Below are 17,095 nucleotides of genomic sequence, written 5' to 3'. Positions count from 1 at the left end.
GCATGATGGCCGACCAGGCTGGCGCCGGTTCGGCGCAGGACAACCGTGGTGGCCGCGGCGACCGTGACGGCCGGGGCCGTCGCGACGACCGTGGTGGCCGTGGCCGTGGCGATGACCGCGGTGAGAAGAGCAACTACATCGAGCGCGTTGTCACCATCAACCGCGTTTCGAAGGTGGTCAAGGGTGGTCGGCGCTTCAGCTTCACCGCGCTGGTGATCGTCGGTGACGGCCACGGCATGGTGGGCGTCGGCTACGGCAAGGCCAAGGAAGTTCCGGCCGCCATCGCCAAGGGTGTCGAGGAGGCTCGCAAGGGCTTCTTCCGCGTCCCGCTGATCGGTGGCACCATCGTGCACCCGGTTCAGGGCGAGGCCGCTGCCGGTGTCGTGATGCTGCGTCCGGCCAGCCCGGGTACCGGTGTGATCGCCGGTGGTGCGGCTCGCGCGGTGCTGGAATGCGCCGGCGTGCACGACATCCTGGCCAAGTCGCTGGGCAGCGACAACGCGATCAACGTGGTGCACGCCACCGTTGCCGCGCTGAAGCAGCTGCAGCGTCCGGAGGAAGTGGCGGCCCGTCGTGGCCTGCCCATCGAAGATGTTGCGCCGGCCGGCATGCTGCGGGCCCGGCGTGAGGCAGAAGCGCTCGCCGCCTCGGCAGCGCGTGAAGGATCGGCATAATCATGGCTGAACTGAAGATCACCCAGGTGCGCGGCACCGTGGGTGCCCGGTGGAAGCAGCGCGAGAGCCTGCGGACGCTGGGATTGCGCAAGATCCGCCAGTCCGTCGTTCGCGAGGACAACGCGCAGACCCGTGGTCTGCTCGCGGTGGTCAACCACCTCGTCACGGTTGAGGAGGCGTAAATGAGCGTCATCAAGCTGCACGACCTCAAGCCGGCCGCGGGGTCCAAGAAGGCCAAGACCCGCGTCGGTCGTGGTGAGGGCTCCAAGGGTAAGACCGCTGGTCGTGGTACCAAGGGCACCAAGGCCCGCAAGAACGTCCCCGTGACGTTCGAGGGTGGCCAGATGCCGATCCACATGCGTCTGCCGAAGCTCAAGGGCTTCCGCAACCGCTTCCGCACGGAGTACGCGGTGGTGAACGTCGGCGACCTCGCCAAGGCGTTCCCGCAGGGCGGCACCGTCGGTGTGGACGAGCTGGTGGCCGCGGGCCTGGTTCGCAAGAACACCCTGGTCAAGGTGCTCGGCGACGGCAAGCTGGCCGTCAAGGTCGACGTCACCGCCAACAAGTTCAGCGGTAGCGCCCGTGAGGCGATCACCGCTGCCGGTGGTAGCGCGACCGAGCTGTAACTGTTTCGCAAAAAGGGAGTCTCGGCCTTCGGCCGGGGCTCCCTTTTGTGTCCGCCGAGAATGAGCTTGTGTGCCAAGTTCGTCGGGGAATTGGCACACAAGCTCAGTTTCGGTGGCCTGGTCCTGCAGCTAGCTCTGCAACCGGGCGCCGAGGACGTCGTGGAAGAGTGCCTGCCGGATGGCCAGCTCGCGGGGATCGCTGACCAGATGGAAGCCCAGTCGGTTCATCACGTAGCCGAAGCCCACGCCGGTGTCGGGGTCGGCGAAGCCGAACGAGCCACCGAAGCCGGGCGTGCCGAACGCCTTTCCCGACGATCCGAACACCATCCGCGGGAACTCCTTGCAGAAGCCGAGGGAGTATGCGCCGTCCAGCCGCAGCACCATGTCCCGCGTGCCGCCCGACGGATTGCGCGGCGGGGCGATCAATGCATCGAAAATCTCTGGGGTGAAACCTATTTCGCTCCCGCCGGTCGCCGCGGCGCCGTAGAGGCCGGCCAGTGCGCGCGCCGTGCCGGTGCCGTTGGCGGACGGGATCTCGACGCGGCGCACCTTGTCGGTGTTGTAGTCGCCGGCGTAGGGGTCGATGTCGGCGGGGATGGCGGCGGTCCTGGCCAGCAACCCGCGCGGGTTGAGGCTGCCGATCAGGAACCCGGCCGGCATGACGTCGAGGTGCCGCAAGGACTCGTAACGCTGCCAATGGTGCAACGTGGCGAGCCGGTTCCGATCGACCGAGTCCGGCAGACCGATGTACAGGTCGAGGCCCGACGGCCCGGTGATCTCCTCGGCGAGATAGCGGCCGAGTGTACGGCCATCGGTGCGACGGATCAGCTCGGACTCGTACCAGCCGATGGTGATGGCGTGATACCCGTGCCGGGTGCCGGGCGTCCATGCGGGTTTCTGCGCCGCGAGGATGGCGGAGAGCCGCACCGGGTCGGCGATGTCGGACAGCAGGGGATTGGGCGTCAGCACGCACAGCCCGGCCTGGTGCGCCAGCAGCTGCCGGACAGTGACGTCGCCTTTGTCCTGCGCGGCGAACTCGGGCCAGTACGTGCTGACGCGCTCGTCGTAGTCGAAGAGTCCTTTCGACACCGCGTGCGCAACGGCAAGGGCGGCAACCCCTTTCGTCGACGAGAACATGTTGACCATGGTGTCGGCCTGCCACGGCGCCCTACTGATGCCGTCGCGGTAGCCGCCCCACATGTCGACGACCTTGCGGCCGTCGCGGTAGACGCACAGCGCGGCACCGACCTCACCGCCGGCCGCGAAATTGGCCCGGAACGCGTCGGCGACCTTGCCGTAGCCGTCGTCGGCATCGCCGCGGACCAGATCGGGGGAGACGGACACCTTGAGCACCATGGGTCGATCTTCTCCCGCGAGCAGACGTAAAACTGTCGAATTCAGCGCCGGAATGGACAGTTTTGCGTCGGCTCGGCAGTCGGCGGCGAGTCGGTACGCTCGGATCATGTTTGCTTTCCGGCCCAGCCTGCCCGGTCTTCCCGGCCCTGATGAGTTGCGTGCCCTTGTCCGCAAGGTCGACACCGCGCGTCACCACGGCGTACCCAACGGCTGCGTACTGGAACTCGACCTGCAGGCCGTGCCGCCGGAGACCGCCGGCTTCGACCCGATCGCCTTCGTCACGGGCAACGCGCGGCCGCTCGTGCTGCGCGACGCCGTGGCCGCCATCCACCGCGCGGCCGACGACAAGCGCGTCGCCGGGCTGATCGCCCGCGTCCAATTACCTGCTGCCGCAGCGGGTCCGGTGCAGGAGCTGCGCGACGCCATCGCCGCGTTCAGCGCCGTCAAGCCGTCCATCGCCTGGGCCGAGACCTATCCGGGCACCATGTCGTACTACCTGGCCTCGGCGTTCCGGGAAGTGTGGATGCAGCCGTCGGGCACCGTCGGTCTGGTGGGTTTCGCGACCAATGCGCTGTTCCTGCGCGACGCCTTCGACAAGGCCGGTATCGAGGCGCAGTTCGTGGCGCGCGGCGAGTACAAGTCGGCGGCCAACATGTTCACGCAGGACCGCTACACCGAGCCACACCGCGAGGCCGACGGCCGGCTCATCGAGAGCCTGCACGCCCAGGTGCTGACCGCCATCGCCGAATCCCGCGGCGTCGACGCCGACGAACTCGACGCCCTGGTCGACCGGGCGCCGCTGCTGCGCGACGACGCGGTCGCGGCCAAGCTGGTGGATCGCATCGGTTTCCGCGACGAGGCGTATGCCCGGGTCGGCGAATTGGCCGGGGGCGCAGCGGAAGCCGACGGCAAGGACGCGCCGCCGCGGCTGTTCCTGTCCCGGTACGCCAAGGCCACCGCGGGGCACACGCTGCCCGAGGTGCCGCCGCTGCCGGGCATCAAGCACAAGCCGACCATCGCCGTCGTCACCATGGCCGGGCCCATCGTCAGTGGCCGCGGCGGCCCGAGCGCCTTCCCGCCGGGACCGTCGAGCGTCGGTGGCGACACCATCGCCGCCGCCCTGCGGGAAGCCGCTGCGGACGACGACGTCGCGGCCGTCGTGCTCCGCGTGGACAGCCCGGGAGGTGCGGTCACGGGTTCGGAGACCATCTGGCGCGAGGTGGCGCGGCTGCGCGAGGCGGGCAAGCCGGTCGTCGCGTCGATGGGCGCGGTCGCCGCATCGGGCGGCTACTACGTGTCGATGGCGGCCGACCACATCGTCGCCAACGCCGGCACCATCACCGGATCCATCGGCGTGGTGACGGGCAAGCTCGTCACCAGGGGCCTCAAGGAACGGCTCGGTGTCGGCTCGGATGCCGTGCGTACCAACGAGAATGCCGATGCCTGGTCGGCGAACCAGCCGTTCACCGAAGCGCAGCACGCGCACGTGGTGGCCGAGGCCGACCTCTTCTACACCGACTTCGTCGAGCGCGTCGCCGACGGCCGCAACCTGCCGGTCGAGGCCGTCGAGCAGGTGGCCCGCGGCCGCATCTGGACCGGTGCCGACGCACTGGAACGCGGCCTGGTCGACGAACTCGGTGGGCTGCGGACCGCCGTCCGCCGGGCCAAGGTGCTGGCCGGCCTTGATCCCGACGCGACCGCCAAGGTCGTCAACTACCCGGGCTCGTCGCTGCTCGATCACGTCCGGCCCAAGGCCTCCTCGCAACCGGCGGCCGCGTCATTGCCGGAAGCGGTGGCGGCCTTGCTCGGTCGGTCACTGGTCGGTGCCCTCGGCCAGGCCGAGCGGTCGATGACCGGGGTCAGCGCGCTCTGGCTGGGGGATTACCGCTTCTAGTGACTCAGCCGAGTGTGCCGCTGATGTAGATGATTTCGCGCATCGGGTCGTCGTCGCCGAGGACCGTCGCCGTCAGCCCGTGCCGGGCATGCAGATCCACCCGGCCGATGCCGGTCATCTGCCAGCCCTTGGCCGCCAGATAGTCTGCGGCGGAGTGCCTTTCGCCGTGGTAGACCAGCGACGGCATATCCATGTTCAAGCCGAGCTGCTGGAACCCCGCTGCGGCCTCACGAGCCTTGTCCGCATCGAAAGCCTTGAGGCCCGGCACGAATTCGGTGGCCACGGTACTGCCGGGGGCGCTGAGTTCGTGAATGTTGTCGAACAGCTTGTCCTGCGCCTCCGGCGGCAGGTAGATGAGCAGACCTTCGGCCAGCCACGCCGTCGGCCGGCTGGGGTCGAAGCCCGCCGCCCGCAACGCAGCGGGCCAGTCCTCACGCAGATCGATCGGGACGGTCCGGCGCTGCGCCGTCGGCTCGGCGCCGAGGCCGGCCAGGGTGCGAGTCTTGAACTCGATGACCTCCGGCTGGTCGATCTCGTAGACCACCGTGCCCTCGGGCCACGCCAGCCGGTAGGCGCGCGCGTCCAGCCCGGAAGCCAGGATCACCGCCTGCCGGATGCCGCTTTCCGTACCGGCAATGAAGTAGTCATCGAAAAACCGTGTGCGCACGGCCATTTCGTCGATGTTGGCACGTGCCCGCGCCGCCGCATCCGGGGCGACAGCGTCGAGGACCGCCAGGTCCAGCTCGCCGTCGACCATCTTGGTGAACGCCTCGATCCCGACGGCGCGCACCAACGGCGCCGCGAACGGATCGTCGATCAAACCGTGTTCGTGGGTACTGGCGATCGCGCGTCCCGTCGCGACCAGCGTGGCCGTCGCGCCCACGCTCGATGCCAGGTCCCAGCTGTCTCCGTGTGTCCGGGCCATCGCGCTCACGCCTTCCGGTTCAGGACCGCGCGGACGTACTTCAGCTGGGTCCACGCCCGGGACAGTTCGTCGTCCGGGTACTGGAAACCGTTGTCGGCGTGCGCCTCTTCGACCGACCGCGCCGTGACGTCCCAGCCGAGACTCGTCAGGTAGTCGGTGACGTGGTTGCGGTCGCCCTGGTAGATCAGGTCGGCCATCTCGATGTTCGAACCGAGGGCCTTCATGCGGTCGCGCATCTGCTGCATGCGCTCGTCGTCGAACGCGGAGCTCAGATCACCGACCTGCTCGGTGGCCACGAAACTGCCGGGCGCCGACAGCGCGGTGATGTTGTCGAACAGCCGGTCCTGGGCGTCCGGTGGCAGGTAGATCAACAGCCCTTCGGCGATCCACGCGGTGGGCGCCTCGGGGTCGAAACCGTTGTCCCGCAAGGCCTGCATCCAGTCGTCGCGCAGGTCGACGGCGACGGTGCGCCGGGTCGCGGTGGGGGCGGCGCCGAGGCCGGCGAGCGTCGTCGACTTGAACTCGATGACCTCGGGCTGGTCCACCTCGAAGACGACGGTGCCGTCGGGCCAGGGCAGCCGGTAGGCGCGCGCGTCCAGCCCGGCCGCCAGGATCACGGCCTGCCGTACGCCGGTGGCGGCCGCGTCGAGGAACAGCTGGTCGAACCAGCGGGTGCGCACCGTCATGCCCTCGGCCGCGCGCCGCGGAGTGAAGGCCGGGTTGACGTCGCTCAGGTCGATCTCGCCGTCGAGCGCCTTGGTGAAGAAGTCCAGCCCGACGGCCCGCACCAGCGGCTCGGCGTAGGGGTCGTCGATCAGCTGCTCGCGGTGGGCGATGGCACGCTGCCCCGCGACCATGGTCGCGGTGGCCCCGACGCTCGAGGCCAGGTCCCAGGAATCTCCGTCAGTTCGTGTCATGTGGGTCCAGCTCCTAGTTCTTGATGGCCGTCACGGACAGGGAATTACGCAGCGCCGCGGTGTCTTCGGTCTCGGCGAGGGGGCGGCCGTACTCGGCGAAAACTTCAAGGCGCGGGCGGGCGGTGGTATTCCAGCCACTGGCATCCAGGTGCTCGACCACCGAGGTGCGCTCGCCCTGGTACCAGAGGTCGGTCAGGTTGAGGTCCAGGCCCGCGCCGCGCCACCGCTCGCTCATGGCGGCACCGCGCTCACGCATGCCGGCGCCGTGGTCGGTGTGGAACTCCGTGGCCAGGCGGCTGCCCGGCGCCGACAGTGCGGTGATGTTGTCGAACAGCTTGTCCTGCGCCTCGGGCGGCAGATAGATCAGCAGCCCCTCGGCGATCCAGGCCGTCGGTGCCGACGGGTCGAATCCGGCGGCGCGCAGTGCGGCCGGCCAGTCCTCGCGCAGGTCGATCGCCACGGTGCGGCGTTCGCACGTCGGGGTGGCCCCGATCTGTGCCATGGTCCCGGTCTTGGCGGCGATCACCTCGGGCTGGTCGATCTCGTAGACGACGGTGCCGGCCGGCCAGTCCAACCGGTAGGCGCGCGAGTCCAGTCCGGCGGCGAGGATGACGGCCTGCCGGATGCCGGCGTCACCCGCGGTGGTGAAGAAGTCGTCGAAGAACTTCGTCCGCACCGCCATCAGGTTGGTCATCATGGCGGCGGCCGTCCCGACCTCGCCGCTGAGATCGACCTGCCCGTCGAGCAGCTTGATGAAGAACTCGACGCCGACGGCCCGCACCAGCGGATCGGCGTACGGATCGCGAATGAGCGGTTCGGCTTCCTTCGTCGCCAGGGCGCGGGCGGTCGCCACCATCGTGGCGGTCGCGCCCACGCTCGAGGCCAGGTCCCAGGTGTCGCTGTCGGTCCGGGTCATCGGTTCACTCCTGTCGTGGGCTCAGCGCAGTGCGGTGACGTAGTTGACCTCGCCCATCGAGGGCTGGCCGTTCGGGTCGGCCGCGACGGCCGGCAGGCCGTTGCGGACCAGCAGTTCGTTGGAGGTGACGGCGGTGGTCTGCCAGCCGTGGCCCTGCAGATAGGTGTCCACGTCGGCGCGGTCACCGAGATAGACCAGATCGCTGAAGTCGAGTTCGAAGCCCTGGTCGCGCCAGTGTTCCGACGCGGCCTTCATCCGCTCGCGCACGGCGTCCTCGTCGAGGTCCGGTGTGGCCGGCACACCTTCGGCGCCCATCCGGCTGCCCGGTGCGGACAGTTCGGAGATCTGGTCGAGCAGCCGGTCCTGTGCTTCGGGCGGCAGGTAGCCGAACAGGCCCTCCGCGATCCATGCGGTGGGCTTGGCGGGGTCCAGGCCAGCGGCGCGCAGTGCGGCAGGCCAGTCGTCGCGCAGGTCGATCGCCACCGTGCGCCGTTCGGTGGTCGGCGCCGCGCCGAGATCCGACAGGGTCTTGGACTTGAACTCGATGACGTCGGGCTGGTCGATCTCGAAGACGACGGTGCCCGCCGGCCAGACCAGGCGGTAGGCCCGCGAGTCGAGGCCCGCGGCCAGGATGACGGCCTGCCGGATACCGGCCTTGCCGGCGTCCCGGAAGAAGTCGTCGAAGAATCTGGTGCGCGCCGCCATCCCGTTGGTCAGCTGCGACATGGTCGGGCCGTAGCCGGCGCCGAACTGGGCGGGATCGGTGGCGCCGTCGACCAGCTTGGTGAAGAACTCGACCCCGACGGCGCGGACCAGGGGAGCGGCGAACGGGTCGTCGATGATCGGGTCTTCGGAATTGGTGGCGAGGGCGCGGGCGGCGGCGACCAGGGTCGCGGTCGCTCCTACGCTCGATGCCAGGTCCCACGTGTCGTTGTCAGTGCGTGCCATCGCGTCGTTCCTGTCGTCGATTACCCGTTGAGCGGGCTGGTAGTTAGCTCATGTAACAACCTGTCGGCGACTGTACGCGCCGTTCCTGAACGCGGCAGAAATGCCGGGTGGCGGCACGTTTCGCCGCGTCCCGGCTGGGTAGGAAGGGTTCGGCGCCGAGCGGATGCAGGTCGCGGGGACGGCAACTGTTATTCTCGGAGACTGATTTGACGGCGCGTCCAGGCAGGTCGGGTACCTGCTGTGTTCGCGCACGGAATTAACCAAACGCTGGACCTGACCAGCCCCATCAGCACGCCGCGGCCCGAGCTCGGCTGCGCAGGAGGAAGAGTGCTTTCGGCTTTTATCTCGTCCCTGCGGACGGCCGATCTGCGACGCAAGATCCTCTTCACGCTGGGTGTAGTCGTCCTGTATCGGGCCGGTGCCGCGTTGCCGTCCCCCGGGGTGAACTACCCGAACGTGCAGAAGTGCATCGAGCAGGTCAGTGGCGGTGACGCCGCACAGGTCTACTCGCTGATCAACCTGTTCTCCGGCGGTGCGCTGCTGCACCTGTCGGTGCTGGCGGTCGGCGTGATGCCCTACATCACCGCCAGCATCATCGTGCAGCTGCTGGTCGTGGTCATCCCGCGCTTCGAACAGCTGCAGAAGGAAGGCCAGTCCGGTCAGGCCAAGATGACGCAGTACACGCGTTATCTCGCGATCGCGCTGGCAGTTCTGCAGGGCACCTCGATCGTCGCGATGGCCGCGAGCGGCAACCTGCTGCAGGGCTGCACGCTGAACATCATCCAGGACCAGAGCATCTTCACCCTGGTCGTGATCGTGCTGGTCATGACCGCGGGCGCCGCCCTGGTCATGTGGATGGGCGAGCTCGTCACCGAGCGTGGCATCGGTAACGGCATGTCGCTGATGATCTTCGCCGGCATCGCCGCCCGCATCCCGTCCGAAGGCCAGTCCATCCTGGAGAGCCGCGGCGGCGTCGTGTTCGCCTCCGTCGTGGCCGCGACGCTGATCATCATCGTCGGTGTCGTCTTCGTCGAGCAGGGCCAGCGCCGTATCCCGGTGCAATACGCCAAGCGTATGGTGGGCCGCCGGATGTACGGCGGTACCTCGACCTACCTGCCCCTGAAGGTCAACCAGGCCGGCGTCATCCCCGTCATCTTCGCGTCGTCGCTGATCTACATCCCGCACCTGATCACCCAGCTGGTCACCGCCGGTGATCCGAACGCATCCAACGGCTGGTGGTCCAAGGCGATCGCCAAGTACCTGACCAACCCGGCCGATCCGGTCTACATCGCGATCTACTTCGGGCTGATCATCTTCTTCACCTACTTCTACGTGTCCATCACGTTCAACCCCGATGAGCGGGCGGACGAGATGAAGAAGTTCGGTGGCTTCATCCCCGGCATCCGGCCCGGCAAGCCGACGGCGGACTACCTGCGGTACGTCCTGAGCCGGATCACCCTGCCCGGCTCGATCTACCTGGGCATCATCGCCGTGCTGCCCAATCTGTTCCTCGAGATCGGCAACTCCGGTAGCGTGCAGAACTTGCCGTTCGGCGGTACGGCCGTGCTGATCATGATCGGTGTGGGTCTGGACACGGTGAAGCAAATCGAGAGCCAGCTGATGCAGCGCAACTACGAAGGGTTCCTCAAATGAGAATGGTTCTGCTGGGACCGCCGGGAGCAGGTAAGGGCACTCAGGCCGAGAAGCTGGCCGAGAAGTTCGGCATCCCGCAGATCTCCACGGGTGATCTGTTTCGTAGCAACATCAGCAAGGGCACCCCGCTCGGTGTCGAGGCCAAGAAGTACCTCGACGCCGGCGACCTGGTCCCGGCCGAGCTGACCAACGCGCTGGTCGACGACCGTCTCGACGCCGACGACACTGCCGACGGGTTCATCCTCGACGGCTTCCCCCGCTCGGTCGAGCAGGCCGTCGCGCTCAAGGAGATGCTGGCCAAGCGCAACCTGAAGCTGGACGCCGTGCTGGAGTTCCGCGTGTCGGAGTCCGAGCTGCTGACCCGGTTGAAGAGCCGCGGCCGCGCCGACGACACCGAAGAGGTCATCCTCAACCGTATGAAGGTGTACCGGGACGAGACCGCCCCGCTGCTGGACTACTACCGGGACGAACTCGTCTCGGTCGACGCCGTCGGCAGCCTGGACGAGGTCTTCGCCCGCGCCCTGCAGGCGCTCGGCAGCTGAATCCGCCGATCCGGCTGAAGTAGTCATCGATGATTGGTCTTCCCCGACGCGGCCGCAAGGTCGTCCCGCAGCGGACACCCGGCGAACTGGACGCGATGGCGGCTGCCGGTTCGCTGGTGGCGGCAGCGCTGAAAGCGGTTCGTGACGCCGCCGCGCCCGGGATGTCCACTCTCGAGCTGGACCAGATCGCCGAGTCCGTCATCCGCGATGGTGGCGGCATCCCGTCGTTCCTGGGCTATCACGGCTTCCCGGCGACCATCTGCGCGTCGGTCAACGACCGCGTGGTGCACGGGATTCCGACTGCCGACGAGGTGCTCGTCAGCGGTGACCTGGTCTCGATCGACTGCGGCGCCATTCTGGACAACTGGCACGGCGACTCGGCCGTGACGTTCGGTGTCGGTCCGCTGATCGACGCCGACCAGAAGCTGTCCGACGCCACCCGCGAGTCCATGGAGGCCGGCATCGCCGCCATGGTCCCCGGTAACCGGCTGACCGACGTCTCGCACGCCATCGAGCGGGGGACCCACGCGGCGTCCGCCCGTTACGACCGCAAGTTCGGCATCGTCGCAGGCTACGGCGGGCACGGCATCGGTCAAGAGATGCACATGGACCCGTTCCTGCCCAACGAGGGATCTCCTGGCCGGGGCCCGTTCCTCGAGCCCGGTTCGGTGCTGGCCATCGAGCCGATGCTGACGTTGGGTACCTCGAAGACGGTCATTCTCGAAGACGAGTGGACAGTTGTCACCAAGGACGGCTCGCGTGCCGCACACTGGGAACACACCGTTGCTGTCACCGAGGACGGACCCCGAATCTTGACGCTGCTACGCGACTGATCCGGTGAACCGGATCGCCCCTGATCTCGTGTCAATGACGGAGGTTGGTGCATGAGCGATCCGGAGGCCGCCATGATGCGGGTGCTTTACGACGAGCACGCAGGCGCCCTTTGGCGCTATGCCCTGCGTCTGACACAGGACTCGGCGCGTGCCGAGGACGTGGTGCAGGAGACGTTGCTGCGGGCGTGGCGCCACCCCGACGTCGTGTCCGACGCCAACCAGTCCCCGCGGGCCTGGCTCTACACCGTCGCGCGCAATCTCATCATCGATGAGCAGCGCAGTGCTCGGCGCCGGCACGAAACCACGTCGTCGGAGGTCGTGGAGGCCGAGGACCGGACGGACCCGGCCGCCACCAACGAGGTGGATACCGCCCTGGATCGGATGTTGCTCGGGGGTGCCCTGAGCCAGCTCTCCGTCGACCATCGCGCCGTGATCGAGCGCGCGTACTACCGGCAGTTGAGCGTCGCCCAGATCGCGGCGGAGCTTCAGATCGCCGAGGGCACGGTGAAATCGAGGCTGCATTATGCGGTCCGGGCGCTGCGCCTGAATCTGCAGGAAATGGGGGTTACCCGGTGAGCATGCACATTGTCGAACCTCTCGGACCCTTTGACGGCGACCGGTACGCAACCTGGGACGCCGCGTACGTGCTGGGTTCGCTGTCCAGCGCCGAACGCCGTGAGTACGAAGCGCACCTACAGACCTGCTCCCGGTGCCGCGACGCGGTCGGTGAGCTCAGCGGTATGCCGGCCCTGTTGGGTCTACTGGATTTGGCCGACGTGCAGGAGATCGGCGCCGAGCAGCCCGAACCGCCGTTGCGGCCCGAGGTGCTCGACTCGATACTGGCCAAGGTGCGCTGGCGCCGGCGCCGGACCCGCTGGGTGACGACGGCGGTGGCCGGCCTGGCCGCGGCGGTACTGGCCGTCGGTGCGGTGGCCGTCGTCCGGCCCGAGTTCTTCGGCGGGGGCCAGAGCCAGGAGCAGGTCGCGCAGCTGCCCATGGAGCACGTGGCACCCACACCGTTCAACGCCACCATCGCGCTGAGCAGCTTCGGCTGGGGCACGCGGATCGACATGGCCTGCAGCTACGGCGACTGGTCCAGCGGACCGGCCGCGCCACCGACCAATCTGGGTATGGTGGTGGTGGGCCGCGATGGCAGCCGTAACCAGATCGCCACGTGGTTCGGCATGTCCGGTGCCACCGCGTTGCCGAGTGGTAACACGCCGATGCAGGTTTCGGAAATTGCTGCGGTACAACTGGTTTCCGCCGACAGCGGCAAGGTTTTGCTGGAGCGCAATCTCTAAAAATTTCCACCGGCGTTGAACCATTCGCCCATCCGCCTCGTGTCTGTGGTTAGACGAGCGGAAGCAGGTGGCAGATGGTCAGCAGGCATCGGGTGGTGGACCACATCATCACGCAACTTGCGGCGTCGGGCGTCGAGTATTTCTTCGGTGTCGACGGGGCCAATATCGAGGACCTGTTCGACGCGGCGTTCCTCGCGGACAACGTCACCGCGATCCTGGCCAAGCATGAGTTCTCCGCGGCCACCATGGCCGACGGCTACAGCCGTGCGGTGTCCCGGATCGGGGTGGTGGCCGCGACGTCGGGCGGCGGATCGCTGAATCTTGTTGCGGGACTGGGTGAATCACTGGCCAGCCGAGTGCCGGTGCTGGCTCTGGTGGGGCAGGCGCCGACCGGCATGGACGGCCGCGGCAGCTTCCAGGACACCAGTGGCCGGTCCGGATCGCTGGACGCGGTGGCGTTGTTCTCGGCGGTGTCGGTGTACTGCCGTCGCGTGACGGAGCCGGAGGACATCGTGCCGGCGCTGGCGGAGGCGCTGACCGCGGCGGCCGGTGGTGGCCCGGCGGTACTGCTGCTGCCGAAGGACGTCCAGGAGGCGATGATCGATGTGGTCAATCCGGTTGCTGCTGTGCAGGATTCGTTGCTGGCAGACCCGGGTCCCATCGCCGAGGTGCTGCGCCGGGCGCTGGGGCCGGTCACGATCATCGCCGGCGAGCAGGTGGCCCGCGACGACGCCCGCCGTGAGCTCGAGGAATTGCGCTCGGTGCTGCGGGCCTGGGTCGCCACGGTGCCTGACGGCAAGGACGTCAGCGGCTCACCCGGGCTGGGGCAGTCGTCATGGCTGGGCGTCACCGGCGTGATGGGCCATCCGCGGGTCGTCGACGCGATCTCCCGCAGCGCGGTGTGTCTGGTGATCGGGACGCGCCTGGCGGTGACGGCGCGCGCCGGCCTCGACAGCGCGCTGGCCGGGGTGCAGACGGTCTCGCTCGGCGCGGAACGTCCGTATGTGCCGAGCACACACGTGAATTCGACCAACCTGCGGGCATCGCTGACGGCGCTGACCCGATCGTTGACCGGAGCCGGCCGGCCCCACGGGCTACGGGTCCTCGACCCGCTGCCGCACACCGAACTTCAGCCGCCGCCGCACGACGGCCCCGGCATCCGGTACCGCGACACCGTCGCCCTGCTCGACGAACTGCTGCCCGACGGCGCCGACATCGTCGTCGACGCCGGCAACACCGGTGCCTCGACGGTGCACGGGCTGCCGGTGCGCCGGTCCGGCCGCTTCGTGGTGGCGCTCGGGATGGGCGGCATGGGATACAGCTTCGGCGCCGGCATCGGCATGTGCTTCGCGCGGGCGAAAACCGCTGGGCCGCAATACCGGACCGTGGTGGTGGCCGGCGACGGCTCGTTCTTCATGCACGGCATGGAGCTGCACACGGCGTTGGAGTACCGGCTCCCGATCACCTTCGTGTTGTTCAACAACAACGCCCACGCCATGTGCGTCACCCGCGAACAGTTGTTCTACGGCGACCGCTACAGCTACAACCGCTTCACCCCGGCCCGGCTGGGCGCCGGCCTGGCCGCGATGTTCCCCGGCCTGCACGCGACGGACGTCACCGAGCTGCCGCAGCTGGCCGGCGCGCTGAGCGAAGCGCTCAGCCGGCACGGGCCATCGGTCGTCAGCGTCGAATGCTCCGCCGACGAAATCCCCACGTTCGCACCATTTCTCGATACCGCCACACAACAGACGCAGAAAGAGAGCTCCCAGCATGTCGCTGCCCGCGCTTGAAGACATCGCCCTACCCATCGACGGCGTGACCCGCATCGAGAACGCGCCGCGGGAAAAGGCCACGCCCATCATCATGGAGATGATGCGGTCGGTATACCCGCACGACGTCGTCTTCGGTGGCTACTGCACCGTCAACGACTACATCGACTGCCCGCCGCAGGAACTCTTCGAGTACCTGGCGGACACCCGCAGCCTCGAAGAGTGGACCTACAGCCTGCGTGGATTCACCGAAACCGAGGAACCGGGCCTCTGGCTGGCCTACGACCGGCTGGGCTCGGAGACCGAAATCTACACGCGCACAGTGGCGAACCGCGAGGCGATGACCGTCGACTACCACTGCGCCTGGGACCAGGGCCGGCACCTCTGGATGATCTACCTGATGCGCGTCGTCGACGCCCAGGTCGTGCTCAACAAGCCCGGCTCGGTGGTGCTGTGGACCAACTGCCACCACCCCTTCTACGACCACAACCCGTACCCGGAGACCGCGCCCGCGCAGCGACCCGTGTGGGTCGGGGACTTCTGGGACATGTTCGGGGCGGGCCACCGCCTCGAGCTGGACAACCTCAAGGCGATTGCCGAATACCGGCATCGCAACGGCCTGCCGATCACCCCGGCCTGGATGAAGTGAGTCACGCATGAGCCAACCAGTTGTGAGCCTGCTCGATGTCTCGACCTATCTTCCGGGCGAGCCGATCAGCGCCGACTACTACGCGCAGTTCGCCGATTCCGACGATCTGCGGGACAACCTGATGTTCCGGGCGCCGAAGTTCCGCCACCACGTGGCCCCCGACGAGACGGCCATCGACATGGTCGAGCGGGCCGCCGCGGGCCTCGTCGACCGGCACGGCTCCGACGCCCTCGCCGACGTCGACATCCTGATCACCCATACCCAGCTGCCCGACATGCCGTTCTACGGCGGCGGCGGCGGCATGGCCAATCGCCTTGGCATGAAGCCGAACTGGGTGATCGACCTGCACAACGGCGGGTGCGCGGCCTTCATCCTGGGCCTCAAGTTGGCCAAACAGCTGATCGCGTCAGGGGAGGGGCGTACCGCGTTGGTGGCGGTCGCGCAGAACGCGGCGGGTCAGGTGTTCGACCAGGTCACCATCCGGCCCAAGGCACAGGCCTCGGTGCCTGGTGACGGCGCCGCGGTGGGACTCGTTGCGGCGTCCGATGTTTCGCCGATCCTCGACGTCGAATGCCGCACCTACGGCGAATACGCCGGTGACATGACGATGTCGGTCGACCCGCCGCGCAAATGGTGGCAGGCCGGACCGGGTGAGGGCTGCATCGGCTTCACCGAGAGCAAGATCACCAAGGTGCTGGCCCGGGGTAACCGTCAGGTGCCCGAGGTGGCGTACGCGGTGTGCGACCGGATCGGGCTGGCGCCCAAGGACATCGGTCTGCTGGTCACCAATCAGCCGAACCGTGTGTTCCTGCGGAACTGGCGCGAGGCCCTGGAGCTGCCCGAGGCGAAGCACCGCGACACCTTCGACGAGTGCGGCAACCTGTTCGCCGCCGGTGTGCCCGTCAACCTGGACCGGGCGATCACCGACGGACAGGTCGCGAAAGGTGACGTGGTGATGATGGCAGCCTTCGCGCACGCCGGTGACTTCGCCGGCGCGGCCGCGGTGCGCTGGGGCGGACAGCGATGACACCCACGTGCGCGCTGGCCGACGCGGTCGGTTCGCTGCCCGCCGCGGACGACCCGTTGGCGTTGGCGCTCAACGAGAATCCGTTCCCGCCGCTGCCGGCGGTCCGGGCCGCGCTGACCGCGTCGATCGGCGTGGTGAACCGGTACCCGGAGTTCCTGCCGCAGCGGCTGCGGTCGCTGATCGCCGGGCACGTGGGCGTCGCCGATGAGCAGGTACTCGTCGGCGCGGGCGCCACCGGCGTCATCCTGCAGGTGCTGCAGGCCGTCACCCACCCCGGTGACGTGCTGGTGACGGCGTCGCCCACCTTCGACGGCTATCCGATCTTCGCGCAGATGGCGCGCTTGCGGTCGGTGACCGTGCCGCTGGACCGGCACGGTCACCACGACCTCGACGCCATGGCGGCCGCCGCGGCGCGCGCCCGGGTGGTGGTGATCTGCCGTCCGCACAACCCGACCGGGACGGTCGAGTCGGCCGCCGACCTGTACCGGTTCCTGGACCGGGTGCCGTCGGGCACCGTCGTCCTGCTGGACGAGGCGTACGTCGAGTTCCTGGCCCCCGAGCTGTGCCTGGACATCCCGTCGCTGGTGGTGCGCTACCCCAATCTGGTTGTGGTGCGCACCTTTTCGAAGGCCTACGGGCTCGCCGGCCTGCGCATCGGCTATGGCGTGTGTGCGCCGTCGCTGGCGCGCGAGCTGTGGGGGATGCAGTTGCCGTTCGGGATCGGGATTACCGGACTGGTCGCCGTCGCCGCGTCCTACGACGCGGAAGATCAACTGCGGCAACGTATCCGGATGATCGCCTCGGAGGGGGCGTTCCTGCGGGCGCGGTTGCGGTCGATGGGTGTGTACTGCACCGACAGCCACGCCAACTTCGTGTATCTGCCGAGCGGGGCGCGGGCCTGGAAATTCGGCGATGACGGCCCGCGGGTCCGCAGCTATGCCGACGGCGGCGTCCGGATCACCGTCGGGGACCGCAGATCGTCGCGCGCGGTGCTGGCGGCCATCCGGAAGGCGGTGGACGGGACGGAAGTCGGGGCCTGACTGCATCGGGCGAGGGGTCCGGTGC

At 68.3% G+C, this 17,095-nt stretch carries 18 protein-coding genes; 13 read left to right on the top strand and 5 right to left on the bottom strand.

The features are described from left to right. Positions 1–5 precede the first annotated feature (5 nt). The 3 genes from rpsE to rplO are packed head-to-tail and all read left to right on the top strand — an operon-like array spanning position 6 to position 1,300. Positions 6–674, top strand: a complete 669-nt coding sequence (gene rpsE / locus ACZ5IQ_RS23195; protein ID WP_029105211.1) for a 30S ribosomal protein S5 — start codon at positions 6–8, stop codon at positions 672–674. A gap of 2 nt (positions 675–676) precedes the next feature. Next, positions 677–856 (top strand): 50S ribosomal protein L30, encoded by a 180-nt coding sequence (gene rpmD / locus ACZ5IQ_RS23190; RefSeq protein ID WP_020101428.1) that lies wholly within the window; start codon positions 677–679, stop codon positions 854–856. Further along, the gene (rplO, locus tag ACZ5IQ_RS23185; RefSeq protein ID WP_020101429.1) at positions 857–1,300 is read left to right on the top strand and encodes a 50S ribosomal protein L15; all 444 of its coding nucleotides are present in this window, start codon (positions 857–859) and stop codon (positions 1,298–1,300) included. It abuts the gene before it with no gap. Positions 1,301–1,429: 129 nt separating this feature from the next. On the opposite strand, the gene ACZ5IQ_RS23180 is transcribed toward rplO, so the two are convergent. Then, positions 1,430–2,656 (bottom strand): serine hydrolase domain-containing protein, encoded by a 1,227-nt coding sequence (locus ACZ5IQ_RS23180; RefSeq protein WP_464480353.1) that lies wholly within the window; start codon positions 2,654–2,656, stop codon positions 1,430–1,432. A 106-nt stretch (positions 2,657–2,762) separates the two neighbouring features. Between ACZ5IQ_RS23180 and sppA the strand changes: the two genes are divergently transcribed. Next, a complete protein-coding gene (sppA, locus tag ACZ5IQ_RS23175; RefSeq protein WP_406803615.1) occupies positions 2,763–4,550 on the top strand; it encodes a signal peptide peptidase SppA in 1,788 nt (595 codons plus the stop codon). A 4-nt stretch (positions 4,551–4,554) separates the two neighbouring features. On the opposite strand, the gene ACZ5IQ_RS23170 is transcribed toward sppA, so the two are convergent. Genes ACZ5IQ_RS23170 through ACZ5IQ_RS23155 form a run of 4 tightly spaced genes read right to left on the bottom strand, consistent with a single transcriptional unit; the run spans position 4,555 to position 8,256 of the window. Continuing rightward, positions 4,555–5,475 carry a class I SAM-dependent methyltransferase gene (locus ACZ5IQ_RS23170; protein ID WP_464480352.1) on the bottom strand — a complete coding sequence of 307 codons (921 nt, stop codon included), beginning with the start codon at positions 5,473–5,475 and terminating at the stop codon, positions 4,555–4,557. A gap of 5 nt (positions 5,476–5,480) precedes the next feature. Next, on the bottom strand, positions 5,481–6,392 hold the full coding sequence (locus tag ACZ5IQ_RS23165; RefSeq protein ID WP_464480351.1) for a class I SAM-dependent methyltransferase: 912 nt from the start codon (positions 6,390–6,392) through the stop codon (positions 5,481–5,483). Between the two features lie 13 nt (positions 6,393–6,405). After that, a complete protein-coding gene (locus ACZ5IQ_RS23160; protein WP_464480350.1) occupies positions 6,406–7,308 on the bottom strand; it encodes a class I SAM-dependent methyltransferase in 903 nt (300 codons plus the stop codon). 21 nt (positions 7,309–7,329) lie between these two features. Then, positions 7,330–8,256 carry a class I SAM-dependent methyltransferase gene (locus tag ACZ5IQ_RS23155; RefSeq protein WP_135356886.1) on the bottom strand — a complete coding sequence of 309 codons (927 nt, stop codon included), beginning with the start codon at positions 8,254–8,256 and terminating at the stop codon, positions 7,330–7,332. Between the two features lie 327 nt (positions 8,257–8,583). On the opposite strand from ACZ5IQ_RS23155, the gene secY reads away from it, so the two are divergent. The 9 genes from secY to ACZ5IQ_RS23110 all read left to right on the top strand — a co-directional run bounded on the left by secY (position 8,584) and on the right by ACZ5IQ_RS23110 (position 17,070). Beyond that, positions 8,584–9,909, top strand: a complete 1,326-nt coding sequence (secY, locus tag ACZ5IQ_RS23150) for a preprotein translocase subunit SecY (protein WP_135356887.1) — start codon at positions 8,584–8,586, stop codon at positions 9,907–9,909. Next, on the top strand, positions 9,906–10,451 hold the full coding sequence (locus ACZ5IQ_RS23145; RefSeq protein ID WP_318985765.1) for an adenylate kinase: 546 nt from the start codon (positions 9,906–9,908) through the stop codon (positions 10,449–10,451). The genes secY and ACZ5IQ_RS23145 overlap by 4 nt, the downstream gene beginning before the upstream one ends. 29 nt (positions 10,452–10,480) lie before the next feature. Then, positions 10,481–11,284, top strand: coding sequence for a type I methionyl aminopeptidase (gene map, locus ACZ5IQ_RS23140; RefSeq protein ID WP_406801912.1), 804 nt, complete (start codon positions 10,481–10,483; stop codon positions 11,282–11,284). Positions 11,285–11,335: 51 nt separating this feature from the next. After that, positions 11,336–11,860, top strand: coding sequence for a sigma-70 family RNA polymerase sigma factor (locus tag ACZ5IQ_RS23135; protein WP_406801911.1), 525 nt, complete (start codon positions 11,336–11,338; stop codon positions 11,858–11,860). Positions 11,861–11,862: 2 nt separating this feature from the next. Continuing rightward, complete coding sequence (locus ACZ5IQ_RS23130; protein WP_135356903.1) at positions 11,863–12,585, top strand: zf-HC2 domain-containing protein; 723 nt, start codon at positions 11,863–11,865, stop codon at positions 12,583–12,585. A gap of 74 nt (positions 12,586–12,659) precedes the next feature. After that, positions 12,660–14,375 carry a thiamine pyrophosphate-binding protein gene (locus ACZ5IQ_RS23125; RefSeq protein ID WP_135356890.1) on the top strand — a complete coding sequence of 572 codons (1,716 nt, stop codon included), beginning with the start codon at positions 12,660–12,662 and terminating at the stop codon, positions 14,373–14,375. After that, the gene (locus ACZ5IQ_RS23120) at positions 14,356–15,003 is read left to right on the top strand and encodes an SRPBCC family protein (RefSeq protein ID WP_464480349.1); all 648 of its coding nucleotides are present in this window, start codon (positions 14,356–14,358) and stop codon (positions 15,001–15,003) included. The genes ACZ5IQ_RS23125 and ACZ5IQ_RS23120 overlap by 20 nt, the downstream gene beginning before the upstream one ends. 7 nt (positions 15,004–15,010) lie before the next feature. Then, positions 15,011–16,030, top strand: coding sequence for a 3-oxoacyl-ACP synthase III family protein (locus ACZ5IQ_RS23115; protein WP_226519466.1), 1,020 nt, complete (start codon positions 15,011–15,013; stop codon positions 16,028–16,030). Next, the gene (locus tag ACZ5IQ_RS23110) at positions 16,027–17,070 is read left to right on the top strand and encodes a pyridoxal phosphate-dependent aminotransferase (RefSeq protein WP_226519465.1); all 1,044 of its coding nucleotides are present in this window, start codon (positions 16,027–16,029) and stop codon (positions 17,068–17,070) included. Before ACZ5IQ_RS23115 ends, ACZ5IQ_RS23110 begins: the two co-directional genes overlap by 4 nt. The last annotated feature ends 25 nt before the right edge of the window (positions 17,071–17,095 follow it).

This window comes from Mycobacterium toneyamaense (assembly GCF_055384815.1).
The sequence above is the reverse complement of the archived record's forward strand: the minus strand, read 5'-3'. Positions and strand labels throughout refer to the sequence as shown.

Coding starts and splice junctions, on each gene's coding strand:
- ACZ5IQ_RS23155 (WP_135356886.1), bottom strand. CDS start 8,256: ATGGCACGCACTGACAACGACACGTGGGACCTGGCATCGAGCGTAGGA.
- ACZ5IQ_RS23110 (WP_226519465.1), top strand. CDS start 16,027: ATGACACCCACGTGCGCGCTGGCCGACGCGGTCGGTTCGCTGCCCGCC.
- sppA (WP_406803615.1), top strand. CDS start 2,763: ATGTTTGCTTTCCGGCCCAGCCTGCCCGGTCTTCCCGGCCCTGATGAG.
- ACZ5IQ_RS23130 (WP_135356903.1), top strand. CDS start 11,863: ATGCACATTGTCGAACCTCTCGGACCCTTTGACGGCGACCGGTACGCA.
- ACZ5IQ_RS23170 (WP_464480352.1), bottom strand. CDS start 5,475: ATGGCCCGGACACACGGAGACAGCTGGGACCTGGCATCGAGCGTGGGC.
- rpmD (WP_020101428.1), top strand. CDS start 677: ATGGCTGAACTGAAGATCACCCAGGTGCGCGGCACCGTGGGTGCCCGG.
- ACZ5IQ_RS23145 (WP_318985765.1), top strand. CDS start 9,906: ATGAGAATGGTTCTGCTGGGACCGCCGGGAGCAGGTAAGGGCACTCAG.
- ACZ5IQ_RS23160 (WP_464480350.1), bottom strand. CDS start 7,308: ATGACCCGGACCGACAGCGACACCTGGGACCTGGCCTCGAGCGTGGGC.
- ACZ5IQ_RS23135 (WP_406801911.1), top strand. CDS start 11,336: ATGAGCGATCCGGAGGCCGCCATGATGCGGGTGCTTTACGACGAGCAC.
- ACZ5IQ_RS23180 (WP_464480353.1), bottom strand. CDS start 2,656: ATGGTGCTCAAGGTGTCCGTCTCCCCCGATCTGGTCCGCGGCGATGCC.
- rplO (WP_020101429.1), top strand. CDS start 857: ATGAGCGTCATCAAGCTGCACGACCTCAAGCCGGCCGCGGGGTCCAAG.
- ACZ5IQ_RS23115 (WP_226519466.1), top strand. CDS start 15,011: ATGAGCCAACCAGTTGTGAGCCTGCTCGATGTCTCGACCTATCTTCCG.
- ACZ5IQ_RS23125 (WP_135356890.1), top strand. CDS start 12,660: ATGGTCAGCAGGCATCGGGTGGTGGACCACATCATCACGCAACTTGCG.
- rpsE (WP_029105211.1), top strand. CDS start 6: ATGGCCGACCAGGCTGGCGCCGGTTCGGCGCAGGACAACCGTGGTGGC.
- map (WP_406801912.1), top strand. CDS start 10,481: ATGATTGGTCTTCCCCGACGCGGCCGCAAGGTCGTCCCGCAGCGGACA.
- ACZ5IQ_RS23120 (WP_464480349.1), top strand. CDS start 14,356: ATGTCGCTGCCCGCGCTTGAAGACATCGCCCTACCCATCGACGGCGTG.
- ACZ5IQ_RS23165 (WP_464480351.1), bottom strand. CDS start 6,392: ATGACACGAACTGACGGAGATTCCTGGGACCTGGCCTCGAGCGTCGGG.